Origin of the sequence: Chitinophaga caeni (genome assembly GCF_002557795.1) — a bacterium.
In the GTDB taxonomy this organism is placed as follows: Bacteria; Bacteroidota; Bacteroidia; order Chitinophagales; family Chitinophagaceae; genus Chitinophaga; species Chitinophaga caeni.
In genome coordinates, this window is sequence record NZ_CP023777.1 from 2,580,529 (window position 1) to 2,594,034 (window position 13,506).

Here is a 13,506-nt window from a genome sequence, read left to right on the forward strand (position 1 = left end):
TTAGTTTAGGCTACCGAAAGTGAATGAATTGGAATCCCCTGCTTTTACCAGTTTGCCATATTCCACCGTCACGGCATCATCATAGTGGTATGATAATTCGAAGGTGGCATTTGAAAAGTATTCTGCCAAAGGTTTGAAGGCATCGAAGAAATATGTTCCGTTGCCGCTCTTGGACACCAACTCGAAACCGTAGGTTTCATTACTATCATTGCTGTCTACGCTATAGTAATAACTGGCGCTATTGGTTGCTCCAGCATCACTCCCCGCGGTTTCCCTGATGGCGATTTTCATTTGTAACCTGCCATCGCTATTAAAGCTTAAGTCGATGTAATCGATTACGAAATGCTCTTCGCTGAAATTGTACAGGGAGTCTTTAGCAAAATTCAGTGCCTCCAGGAATTCTTGCGATTGGCCCGCGGTATTTTCCGGATCGATCGTTAGGATAGTAAAGGTTTTATCCAATCCTAAGAAGGGATATAAAGAGCCGGGAGCCACGGTATTGATGGCTTTTTGCACTTTTGTTTGCAACTCCGAAAAGTTGATATTCCAAGCTTGCTTGAAATAAGTGACTACGATCGCTTCTTTCTGCCGGATCAGGTCTACCTTGGTATCCGGTGTTTTCAGCAGGGTTTCATAACCCGAACGGCCCTGTGTAAGCATGATTGAAACCATCTCTGCAAAGTCTTCTCCCGGCGCTGCCTGTGCATACTGGGTAATGAAGCCGGTTTGCAGGTATGCAGCGTTGGTGCTACTATTCCAGTCGGAAGTATAACCGGCAGGCGATACCAGGGGAAATTCCTTCGGGTAGGAACTATTTTGGTTCAATATATGCGTAAACTCGTGGTGGATTGTTTTTAAAACCCTTTGTACCACCGAACGTTCTTGCGGCTTGAAGTTGTTGACATTGTACAAGGTAACCTTGTTGCCGCCTTCAGCTTCTCCTAATGTGTAAGTTCCGTTGGTATTGTATTGCAAGCTTCCAACTAGAACGTATTGCTTAGGCGAATATTTCTTAATAAAGACATCGCCCGCCTGATCAACGTATGGATCGATCCAAGCGTTCCTTACCACCGACATCAAGGGTTGTACCTGCTCTACTTTCGGCGGCACCATGTTTTTCGAGATATCCACTTCGGTTCCATCCCAACGGTATTTTACATCGATGTTGAAAGGCTTGGTGAAGTTATCGTACAACCAGTTGTCTATAGCGGTTTTTTCCCAGCTATCTCCTCCGAGGCCAACGATTTCTTTATCGAGGTTATCATCATCTTTGCTACAGCTCGCTACTGTTAAAGAGCAGGCTAATAATATGTAATGTAATTTCTTCATGATTAGTCAATTTAACGGGGATTCAAGGGTAAGCCGGATAATGTTACTTCTTCCGGCAATTGTAATTGCTTCCTGTTATCATCGGCGGCTAATTCGAACACTTGCCCATCTTGCGTGGTATGTGTAACCGGCATCTTGTAACGCAAGATGTCTAACCACCGCATTCCTTCATGAATGAACTCTGCCCTTTTCAGATCAAGCAAAGCATAGATATATGCCGTTTGCTTATCGCTGGTTTTGCTGGTATAATAAGCCATGATACGCGATTCTGTGAAGTCGTGGGAACTCGGTGTATAAGAGGTCATCCTTGTACTGATCAGGGTATTCATATCTTTCAAACCCTTGTCGTACATGCCTTTCCAGATATATGCTTCGGCCCTGTTCAACAATACTTCCTCGGTCGTTAATAAAGGCACCATGGTATGGTACACACCGGTAGATGCGTTGATCGATGTCCGCACGAAGTACGGCATGAACTTCTTCACGAAGTAATAGGTACTGGAGTAAGAATACGATTTGTAAGCGCTGAATTTTTGTCCTAAGGGTGAAATGATCAGGTCTTTCTTGGGTGATGAAAGGGAATACTGGTATCTACCGTAATAGCTGCCGACCCTGGAAACTGTTTCGCAAAGCAACAGGTTGCCGGGGTTGTTAGCGTTGGTAAACGCATTCTCCAGCTCGGCTGATGCGTAGTTTTGGTAAGATAACCAGGGGCGTACATTGGCCGCGAAATTGTTTGACGGAAAAGCCAGGTTCGCCTCTTCAATTACCTTGTCGTAATCTTTTTTGAACAAGTAGAAACGTGTAGCAAAGGCATGCGCTGCTTTCCGGGTGAAGTGGTAAGCGGGCACCGCGTAATTATCGTTGATTAAGGGAATACCTTCTTGCAAATCTTTCTCTATTTGTTCATAAACATAGGCAACCGTTTTACGGTCGTATTGTTTGAACACTACGGTTTCTTTATCGGTAACATAGGGGATACCTATATCTTTTGCCGCGGTATTGGGGTCGTATGGTTTGGCGTATAATGTTACCAGCATGAAGTGTGCGTATGCACGAGCTACTAATGCTTCCCCTTTCTGCGCACTGTACTTGCTAGGATCTTCGGCGTGCTCGCATACGTCCAGCGCATGGTTGGCAGCGGAGATCGCTTCGTAACACTTGTTCCAATAATAGGTTGGGGAGTCTTGGCTGGTAGAGATAACATCCTTCCAGAAGTATGGATAACCGTTTACCTCGCTCACTACGCCACCCACGATGCCGCAATCGATCGGATTGTCGGACATGGCTTCTGCCATCACGAAGTAATTACCGCCTGGGTAAGCTGTTACCAGTAGTTCCGAAACTTTCTCCGGTGTATTTAAAGTCGTCCGCATATCGGGCGCTTGTTCGAGGTATTTTTTGCAACTCGTACCGAGGGTCATGTTCAATACGAGTAAATAAGCTATAGAACGTTTCATATTTTTCGTATTAGAATCCTGCTTTCAAAGTGAATGTAATTTGTTTAGGTACCGGCAATGCAACTCCACCGGAACTGAAGAACTCGGGATCTTGTCCTTTTAGTTTCTTATCTGCATAAATCAACCAGATGTTGTTGCCTTGTACTTTGAATGAGAGGTTGTTGGCGTGGATCAATTTCGCTACGCTCGATGGCATGTTATAAGATAATGATGCCTGCTTTAAACGAACGAAACTTCCGTCTGCAACCCTGTTGGACGTGTAGTTATATGCCGTGTATGGATATGCTCCGCTGATTTCAGACTTGGTCAGGTAATCAGCGATAGAGGGTACGTTGGTGATCTTCTCATCCAAGGGCAAGGTCCAACGGTCCAGGAACTCTTTAGGCATGGCATCCGTATCATCATAATAGGTGGAAAACACGTTATTTAAACGGATTTTGTTACCGGCTTGGTAAGACACGAATACGTTTAATGTAAAGTTCTTGTAGTTAAACGTATTGTTGAAACCGCCTGTAATGGTCGGATCTACGGGTCCTTCGTAGACCAGGTAGTCTTTATTGGTACTTTGAACGTACACGTTGTAAGAGAGTTCCCCGTTCTCATTGATAAAGTAAGGAACCCCGCGATTATCCAGCTCCTGGAAATTTATAGAATACAAACCCCTGACAGATCGACCTTCTGATGGTCCGCCCTCAGGGATAATCATATCATAAATCCTGGGTTTGCTTTTCAGGTTCGTGATTTTATTCTTGTTAAAGCCGAACGTAAGGTTACTTCTCCATGAAAAATTCTTGCCCTGGATCGGTTTACCTCCAATCGTCACCTCGAAACCGTGCGATACCATGTCCGCATAGTTGGCGGTTTTGGTTACCTCGCCACCGATACCGGAAGTTCTTAAGGAACTGATTAAATCAAAGCTATTTCTCTTGTAAAAATCAAAGGTGAAGTTGAACCGGTCTTTGAATAATCCCAAGTCTGTACCGAGGTCGAGTTCATATTGTTTCTCCCAGGTTAGTTCGGAGTTTTCCAAGCTGCTGATCTCGATATTCGGCTCTACTTCGGATAATCTCGGGCGGTTGGTGGTACCGTTATTCAAAACTACCGCCGAGTTGGTTGCATTACCGATACTGGCTGTCAGACCGTAGGAGCCGCGTAATTTCAAATAGCTGATCGTGTTGTTATATTTTAAAAAGTCTTCCTGGTCTAAATTCCACGCGGCGCTTAATGTCCAGGTGGGTAGCCAGCGGGCGGTAGGAGAGGCGCCCATACGGTTGGAGCCATCGTAGCGGATGGTACCGTTAAACACGTACTTACTATCATAGGCGTAGCTACCGTTGAAGAAGAAGGAAGCATAACGATCGTATTGCTTGCTCATTCCAAAGTAACTGTAATTTCCTTCCAACATCATCTTGATGATACGGTAATCTGTGAACGGTACGCCACCTTTATCGTATTGGTAACCGTAACCGTTGTTGAAACTGTTTTTACGGTTGGTATACTTGATCTCCTGCCCGGCAAAAGCGCCCAAGTAATGCTTGCGGTTAATTTCTTTTTTCCATTCCAACTGGTTACGGATATAATAGTTGAAAAGGTAATCATCATTCCTATTATAAAAACCACCGTGCGGAAGCACACTTTCGGGATCAATTATTTCCGGGTGGTCGGGATCATCGTAAAGGAAAATGTTATTATTTGCGATGGTGGAGTTCGGTGCATAACGGTATGCTAGCGCCATGTTGGAGTATTCGGTGATCTGGTGTTCGCGGGTAGTTTTTACCACGCGCAATGCGCCGATCGATTTGAAGTTGAGGTTCTTGTTGATTTTGTAGTTCAACTCTCCCTGCAACTTAAGATCCAACATGTCTAGATCAATCTTGTTTTCGTTCAACTCATTGATGATATTGAACGGTGCATAATTGCGGGTAAAATATTCCAACTCGCCGCTTTCATCGTATGCAGAAATAGTACGGCTGGTATTCAACGCGTAACTGAAGGGGTTAATATCAAAATCGCGGTTGTATTTTCCTTCTACCACGTTAGAAGTGCGGCCTTGTGTTCCCGGCGCTCTCTGCTGGCGGATGGCGCCATTGGCTAAAATGGCTGCCGATAATTTATCCGTGATGTTATAGTTCCCGCGCAGGTTCATCGTATAACGTTGCACGCGATCCGCGATCGTCCAACCGTTATCATCGTAATAGCCTACGGAAAAATAATGTTGCGATTTGTCGGAACCGGAAGATATGCTTAATGAATGTTCCTGCACAAAGGAGTTGCGGAACAAGATATCGAACCAATCCGTATTCACCTTGGCATACCTGCCGAGGAAGGCAGCCCTTCCTTCGGGTGTATTTTCAACGCCGAATTGACCGGTTGTTTCATCGTATGTTTTGATCAACTGGTACATCTTGGCATATACACCACCGTTCATCCCGTTGGCAATAGTGGCATTGAGTGAACCTTTGCGGTATAATTCAGCATATACAGACATCTGCTCTGCCGAATTCATGATATTGTAATTATTATAGTTAGGTTTCAGGAAAGTTGAAAAGTTACCGTTATAGTTGACCTGTGTTCTACCTGCACGACCTTTCTTGGTAGTGATAACAACAACACCGTTCATCGCCCTAGCGCCGTATAAGGCCGTGGCAGAAGCATCTTTCAGGATATTGAAACTCTCGATATCATCGGCATTGATACCTGCAACAGATGAGCCGATCAAGGTCAATGCATCGCCGCTGGCTAGCTGGTCGTTGGAGATATTCACGATATCTTCCAAAACAACGCCGTCAATTACCCAGAGCGGTTTGTTTTCGCCGGAGATAGAAGTGGCACCCCGAACGCGGATCCTTGGAGCCGCACCGAAGGTTCCGGAAACATTTTGAACGGATACACCGGCCACGCGCCCTTCCAGCATACGGCTTACATCTGTAATACCGTCCTGTTTTACTTCGGCGCCGGAAACGGTAGTGGCAGCTCCGGTAAATAATTTTTTATTAATGTTCTGATAGCCGGTAACAACCACTTCGTTCAAACCGCTCACATTTTCTTCCAGGCTGATATTGAACGAACTTTTATCTTTTACTGCGACTTCCAAGGTTTTATAACCGATGAACGAAAAGATGAGGACATCTTCATCGCTGGCCTGCAAGGTAAATTTACCCTCGGCATCCGTAGCCGTTCCTTTATTGGTACCTTTGATGTGTACGCTCACACCGGGTACGGGGTTACCCTTCTTATCTTTCACTGTGCCCGAACGTTCTTTGTCCTTGAGAAAAGTTACGGTGTTGTTACCCGCTGTTGCAGTAGCAGGGGATTCCGTTTTGATTTTATCTTTCAAAATGATCGTCTTATCCGATATTTCAAAAGAAAAATCTTGGTTCTGCATGCTAAGCTCGAGAAATTGCTTCAAGGGCATATTATCAGCTTGTATCGAGATCGGTTTGGCAGATTTTAGTAACTCCTTCTTGTAGAAGACCACGTAATCCGTTTGCTTCTCGATAACGTTAAATATTTGCTTGAACGCAATGTGCCGACCTGAAAAGGTAATCGTTTGCGCGCTGGTAGAAGCGCTCAGTTGCAAACAAAAACCAATGATCAATAACACGGTTAATTTCATGGCAATCAGAATTTTTTTGACCATGGTACGCTGCGTATTCATCCTCTTGCCCCCGGTAAGCTGGGTTGGGAAACCTGCCCGGGCAATCATTCCTTGATGGGTATGCCGGGGCGCCGATTGTTCCCGGCAAGGCATAGCGCACCAAGTACAATTAGCAGTTTTTTGCATAAATTGCATTAGTTTGAAGTTGTTAAAGGTTGTTTACAATATTGTCTTGTTCGGCCGGTGACAATGTTCAGATTTTTGCCGGGAGTGGTCGCAACACTTCCGGTTTTTTATTGTCACTGGAAAATTTCGTTGAATGATGTACGTTTAAATTTTTCGGTTGATAAATATTATTTGGTTAATAATTACTTGCTTGTTAATACTGTTTGCCTGACCTAAGTCATTATTTGCCCGGTGATAAGATATACAACTTCCTGTCGGCTTTCATTTCGTACCGTACACCGTAGTCTTTAAGAATATTAAGTACATCTGTCAATACTACGTTCCTGCTCATTTTTCCCCCGAACTCTATATTGGGCGCATTTTTCTCAAATATTACTTCCACGTCGTACCATCTTTCGACCTGCCGGAGTAAGCTGTGAAGGTCTGCGTCTTCAAAATCGAAATAACCGTCTTTCCAAGCTAGTACAGCTTTCGTATTGACCTGCTTTACTTGAAGGTTTTGCTTGTCGGAATAGCTGGCTTGCTGCGAGGGTCGCAGCAGGGCGCTTTGTCCCGTTTTATCATCTGTTACACGCACGCTACCTTCTGTAAGTGTAACCAATTGGATAGGCTCATTATCATAAGCATTGATATTAAAACTGGTGCCCAATGCTTCCACCAACCCACCCTTGGAATGTGCATTACCTTTTACGGCTACCATGAATGGGTGTTCCGGATCTTTATGTACGTCGAAATAAACTTCTCCGCTGATTTCTACCCGGCGTTCGCTACCGTTGAATGCCACGGGATATTTAATGTAGCTGGATGCGTTTAACCAGGCATGTGTTCCATCGGGTAATAAGATCTGGAACTGCCTTCCTTTCGGGGTGCTTAATATATTGTATTGGCTTTGCGAAGTATGCTTCGCCGGGACATGTTCGCTATAGTTTAATTGGCCGCCTTGCAGCAATATATTTTTCCCGGATTGTTGTGCTATCACCCCATTGCCAAGGCTATCGAGCGTTACTTGGCTTCCATCAGCCAGTGTAAGTACGGCCCCGTTTGTACCGGGGGTAAGGTTCGTATCGAATGTGGAGGCAATTAAACCATCGGTATGATTTACGGAATACAGGAGGTACCCGCATATGCCTAAAATCAGGCTGGCAGCCACTGTCCACCACCATTTTACGGGATTGTTTTTTATAGGAACAACCTTTGTATCAACGTTGTCAATAGCCGATTCGATCTTCGCAATCAAGGCTTCATTTCGGCTGGGTTTTGCCGGTAATTGTTCACTGATCAATTCATAACGTGCAACAAGGTTTTCTATTTCTTTAGCGGGGGCAGAAGATAGCCATGCCAGGAAGGCTTCATGTTCTTCCTCGGTATAATGCCCGGCAGCGTACTTTTCTAGGAATAAATATGCTTGTTCAATTTTCATGTCCATTTTTTATGGCTACATGAAAAAGGACGATCGGGGGTTACAAAAGGACACGCCGGTGGGAAAAAAAATTATAAAAAATAGCTTATTGTTATGATTATCAATGTTTTAATAAATTGATCTTCGATATGCTCTTTCACATATTTTTGCGCTTTGTAAAGCTGGTTTTTTACCCCTGATTTTGAAATTTGTAGTTGTTGCGCGATCTCGTCCAGGCTTAAGCCGTTCTCGATACTCATCCTGAATACCAGTTGGCATTGCTTGGGCAAGCCTGATACAACTTCTTGGAACTTGCTATGCAAATCCTTGTATCTCCAAACATCTTCCGGAGTATCGGAAGGCTGGTTAACTTGCTGTAAAATTTCCTGGAAGGCGTGTTTTTTTACCTGCTGATGTTTGAGGTGGTCCAATAATTTGTTTTTAGCCGAGCGGAGTAAGTAAGCTTTGAAGGACTGAACCGCAGATAATTGTTCCCTTTGTAGCCAAAGCTTTACAAATACGTCTTGAACAATTTCATCTGTTTCTTCGATGGATTTTGTAAATAGAAAAATGTATTGGTGCACGGTATCCAGGTACCGTCTGTACAGCTGGGAAAAAGCATCCCGATCTCCAAGGCTTACCTTGGAAAGCAACAATTTCTCGTTGAATATTTGATGATTGGTTGACAAATTATTCCCCCGTTTCTCTTTAATATACAGATTTGCGCAGGCGCTATTTCTATCGATCTTGGTTGTAATCTGAACTCTTCAAGGAGTTGGCCGCCGTTTATCTATCGAACGAATCTTTAGCTGCTTAAAGCTAGAATATTTTTTTTAATCCCGTATGCTTGGTAGGAAAAAATTGTTTTCTAGATAAGGGGAACGGTTAAATAAAAATATTGTTTGTTAGCGGATCAATACACTGTAACCCTTCTGCTTGATATCCTGTCGGCTCTCCCTATCTGTATATTCCAAAGTCCAAACATATGTGCCGGCAGGTTGCAGTTCCCCTTTGAATTGCCCGTTCCAACGGTAGGCCGGATCCCGGCTTTCAAATAATAATTGTCCATAACGGTTGTAAACCCTGAATATCATGTTATCGGTCTTTTGACTGTTAACCGGGTATAAATAATCATTGATGCCGTCATTATTCGGAGTAAAAGCCGTGGGAACCACCACGCTGCATGTTGCGGATACTTTTATATTCATCGATGCCGAATCCAGGCAACCGTTGGGGCTTTGGGCGATTAACATTACCTGGTAAGTCTCATCCCGCCCGGTATTGGGATAGATCTTGGGTGGTGGACTTGGGGTTACATTGATCGTGCCATCACCGAATTGCCATTGGTAACTTTGGGCATTCCCGGTACTGGTATTGGTAAATATTACCTGATCTTGCGAGCAGAAGGAAGCCGCGTTTAATTGGAACGAAGCTTCTATTTCCGGCTCCGCATCAAAACCTTGCATCGCTGTATCGGAGCAGGTTCCGTTGGATACGATGAGCGTTATATTCCTATCGCCGTAAGTGTCAAATTGTAACGTTGTATTCTGATCCGAGCTGGCTAATGTACCGTTTACAAACCACTGCCAAGAATTGACATCGTTTGCGCCGTCGTGCGATAATTGCACGGTCGTATTTTCACAAATTTGTTGAACATCCATTTGGAAAGTAGCATCCACGGTACCGGGCGTGCTGAAATTCGCATTGCTTCCAACCGGGGTAGGAATGTAACATTCGCTTAGGATGGAATGGCCGCTGCTGCCGTTTTGCAAAGTAACTGTATAGGTTCCTTTTAATAAAATCGGCGCGGATAATAACAAATCCAAGCGGTTCGTTACACCACCATTGCAATGCTTATTGACCCCGATTACGTTTACAGCGCCGGGGCCGCTTATTGTGAATTGACTGCCGTCATCATCAATAGAACTACATAAAATATTTGCCGTAAATGGAATTTGTATGATCGTACCCCGGCATCCAGGCGCAATAACACTGTTAAATGGTACTTCGGGTGAACTGGCAATATTAAATGTTTGCTGTGTATTAACCGGGCTCGGTTGGTAGCATTCATCCAAGATACTATTCGTTGCGATGATTAAATTATAAGTTCCCCCGGTTATGATCCTTTGATTTAAGGTCAATGTAATGGAACTCGTTAAGCCCGATGTATTACAATTGCTTTGCATAGCAGTTATGCCGATGGCAGATGGTCCGGAAATTGAAAAATCACTACCATCTTGTTGCAAAGTGTTGCATTGAATAGGTTTATCGAATTGCACGGTTAAAGTATTGGGGGAGCAGCCGGAAGTATTCACACTTTGTATGACGGCGCCCGGTTGTATACTTACCGGTATAGAAACTTGCCCGCTTACCGGTTGAAAGCATGCGTCTATAATAGTATTGCTATTAACCTGTACCGTATAATTTCCGGCAAGGGTAATACGGTCGTCCAGATCAAGCGTAACCTCTTGTACAAGTCCGTCGGTATTAGGATTGAGTTGAACGCCTGTTACCTGTATATTTTGTGTTCCGGAGATCGTAAAATCACTACCGTCCGGTTGAATGGTGTTTGCTTTAACAGGGTTGCTGAATTGTATCGTAAATGATTGCGGCGCGCAATCGAAAGGCGAATAGCCGCTCAAGTTAGCTGCCGCTACGATCGGTACATTGAACGGGAAGCTCGTGTTAATATCCATCGACTGGTAGCAGGCATCCAATATTTGTGCCGTGTTGTTCAACTGTAAATGATAGGTTCCGCCAGTTATAACCCTATCATTAAATACGATGGTAATATTTTGTGTTTCCCCGTTATTACATGTGAATTGAACTTCCTGTATAGATACGGCGCTTGGGCCCGAAATAATGAAATCAGCGCCATCGGTATGTAAAGTATTGCATTGGACGGGTTTATCCAACGTGATAGTTAAACTTTCCGGCGCACAATTCAAGGGTTGATATGATTGGATGATGGCGCCCGGGGGAATGTTAACGGTCCAAGTAAAATCATCGGTACTAAAAGCCTGCATGCAATTGTCAGTTAAAGTGTTCGGCAGAACGCGCACCGTGTAATTCCCGTTCTCCAGTATGCGATCTTGGAAGTTTAACCTCACAGTACCTGTAGTTCCATTTGTACAATTCGGAATATCTACAGAGGAAACCGTTACCGGGTTATTGTTCGGGTCGATTACTTGGAATGCGTTTGCCGTGATCGTATTACAAAGGATCGCCTTATCAAAACTTAGATCCAAAGCAGTGACAGCACAATTGGATGTTCCTATGGGTTGAAAGCCGGGCGCCGCGATAGCTTTAACATCGATTGTTAATTCATCATTGTTGACATCCTGCGGTTGGTAGCAGGAATCGAGTAATTGCGCCGTTGCGTTCATTACTAAGTTATATGCTCCCGGAACAGTTAACGGAGTTTGAAGGTTTAAAACAATCCCGGTTGCATAACCCGCTAAATTCGTATTCGGTATTAAATCTACCGATGTAATTTGTACTGTTGCCGGACCGCTAATGTCAAAATCACTACCATCTAAATGGATGCTGCTACTTTGCACGGATTTGGTAAAATGCACCCTAATCGATTGCGGCGCACAGTCTAAAGCATCGTAGGTAGCAAAACCGGCACCGGCTTCAATATCAACCGGGATATTAAGCTGGTCGTTAATGAAATTTTCACAATTATCTTTTACACGGTCATTCACGGTGGCCAAAACATAATTTCCCTGCATGACCAGGCGGTTACCGAGGTCAATCTGTACTTCAGTTGCAAGACCGTTATTACAAACCGGGTTGACTGCTGTTATGTTTACCGCTGAATTATCCGGCGCTAAAAGACTGAAATTTGCCGGGAGGAGCGTACTACATTGAATGGCTTTATCGAAATGTATAGTAATAATATTAGTAGCACAATCAAATGGATCGATGCTTTGTATACTGGCCGGTTGTGGTGGATCGATGTTGAAACTTGCATTTGTATTGACAGGAGTAATTTCCCCGCATTCATCAATCAAGGTGTTGTTGTCCGAACCTTGCGCTACGTTTACGGTATAGCTTCCCGGTGTTAGTAGTGGCGCTTGAAGGTTTAACACGATACTAGTCGTGGTACCGTTGCAATTGGTTTTGTCAATCCCAGCAACCGTCACGGCTGCGGGGCCGGTTATATTAAAATCAGTTCCATCCGCGGCGATGGAGCTGCAATTTACCGGGTGGCTAAATTGCAGGGTAAGTTGTTGAGCCGCGCATGTTGTTACCGGGACGATATTAATAGTAGCCGGGCTTCCCGGCGCTAAGTTGAAGGGTGCAGCATCCCCTGTGAGTGGCGCTGTACAGGCTTGGCCTTGTAAGGCTTGTACGATACTTACCGTATAATCGCCGGGGGCACCCAGGGGGGCGGCAAGATTTAAAATAACCTGTACCGTATAACCACCGTTATCCGTATAAGTAATTTGACTAACAGTAACGGCTTGCGGCCCTGTTACGGAGAAGTTGCTGCCATCGCTATGCAGGCTACTTACCGCGATCGGCTGCGGAAAATCTAACCTGATCGTATTAGGATTACAGCCCGAGATACTCGCTGTCGGGAGTTGTAAAGCAGGGGGTGGATCCGCGTTAAAATCTATGCCACCAGATAAAGGAATCCTGTTACCACACATATCTTCCGGCATAATGGCGCCCGGTTTCGGTTCAAGCGTGTAAGTGCCGCCGGGGAGCGTTCTATCAATAGTAAATAATAATTCTTTCGTATCAAATAAAGTATCGCAACCCAAACCTTCTACGTTCGTGATGGTAGCAGGGTTACCTTGAATTTGAAATTGTTCGCTGGCCGCGGTGATCGATGAACAAAGGATCGGTTTGGATAAGGTAACACGGATGGTATTTGTTTGGCAATCGTATGCGGCTGTTGAAAATTCTAATGGAACAGGATTCGTTAGATTGGCCTGCCCGGCACCTTTATCGAAAGTAATTTTATATCCTTGTTGGGAGTTTGCAAAATGTATGATAACGAGCAAATAATCCCTATTGGCTTGTAAGTCGGGGCTCTTATTAAAATAAGGCTGATCGTTAGAGCCACAAACGACAGGCCCGCTATTTACATTGGTTGCCGTACCGGTATTACCGCCGCCGGGTGCAAAGTTAGCGGCAACAATCCATGAAGGATTATTTTGCACCTGTGTTGCATCCCTGTTGGTAATGTCGTAAATGACCCAATCGTAATCTTCCGAAATTAAATTGGGAACGATAGTAAAAGTGAACAGCCCGCCACCGTAAGTATGAAATTTATACCAGAATGCATTTTTGGCCGCGTAGCCCGTTACGGTACAACCATCTACAGACAATAATTCCCCATCACACAAAGGCACATTATCCTGGCTAAAATCTTCCGTTCCACAAAGGGGGAAAGCGGTACCGGGACTTTGACCCTTCCCGCATTGCGCCATAGTGGGGTTAGCGAATGCTATACAGAACAGGAATATTAAGAATGTCAGTATACGGGGCATCGATTTGCTAAAACTGCTTTGGAATGCTTA

Annotated in this window: 6 protein-coding genes; all 6 read right to left on the reverse strand. The window is 44.4% G+C overall.

Annotation, left to right across the window (positions count from 1 at the left end):
- A complete protein-coding gene (locus tag COR50_RS11010; RefSeq protein ID WP_098194029.1) occupies window positions 1–1,329 on the reverse strand; it encodes a zinc-binding metallopeptidase in 1,329 nt (442 codons plus the stop codon).
- Window positions 1,330–1,340: 11 nt separating this feature from the next.
- Window positions 1,341–2,789 (reverse strand): RagB/SusD family nutrient uptake outer membrane protein, encoded by a 1,449-nt coding sequence (locus COR50_RS11015; RefSeq protein WP_098194030.1) that lies wholly within the window; start codon window positions 2,787–2,789, stop codon window positions 1,341–1,343.
- A gap of 10 nt (window positions 2,790–2,799) precedes the next feature.
- Window positions 2,800–6,573, reverse strand: a complete 3,774-nt coding sequence (locus COR50_RS11020; protein WP_232516354.1) for a SusC/RagA family TonB-linked outer membrane protein — start codon at window positions 6,571–6,573, stop codon at window positions 2,800–2,802.
- 220 nt (window positions 6,574–6,793) lie between these two features.
- Window positions 6,794–7,993 carry a FecR family protein gene (locus tag COR50_RS11025; RefSeq protein ID WP_198405826.1) on the reverse strand — a complete coding sequence of 400 codons (1,200 nt, stop codon included), beginning with the start codon at window positions 7,991–7,993 and terminating at the stop codon, window positions 6,794–6,796.
- 71 nt (window positions 7,994–8,064) lie between these two features.
- A complete protein-coding gene (locus tag COR50_RS11030; RefSeq protein WP_157760751.1) occupies window positions 8,065–8,661 on the reverse strand; it encodes an RNA polymerase sigma factor in 597 nt (198 codons plus the stop codon).
- Between the two features lie 216 nt (window positions 8,662–8,877).
- Window positions 8,878–13,476 carry a T9SS type B sorting domain-containing protein gene (locus COR50_RS11035; RefSeq protein WP_098194033.1) on the reverse strand — a complete coding sequence of 1,533 codons (4,599 nt, stop codon included), beginning with the start codon at window positions 13,474–13,476 and terminating at the stop codon, window positions 8,878–8,880.
- Window positions 13,477–13,506 lie beyond the last annotated feature (30 nt).

Excerpts from the sequence above, each read along its gene's own strand:
- COR50_RS11010 (WP_098194029.1), bottom strand. The coding sequence starts at position 1,329 with ATGAAGAAATTACATTACATATTATTAGCCTGCTCTTTAACAGTAGCG.
- COR50_RS11015 (WP_098194030.1), bottom strand. The coding sequence starts at position 2,789 with ATGAAACGTTCTATAGCTTATTTACTCGTATTGAACATGACCCTCGGT.
- COR50_RS11020 (WP_232516354.1), bottom strand. The coding sequence starts at position 6,573 with ATGCAAAAAACTGCTAATTGTACTTGGTGCGCTATGCCTTGCCGGGAA.
- COR50_RS11025 (WP_198405826.1), bottom strand. The coding sequence starts at position 7,993 with ATGAAAATTGAACAAGCATATTTATTCCTAGAAAAGTACGCTGCCGGG.
- COR50_RS11035 (WP_098194033.1), bottom strand. The coding sequence starts at position 13,476 with ATGCCCCGTATACTGACATTCTTAATATTCCTGTTCTGTATAGCATTC.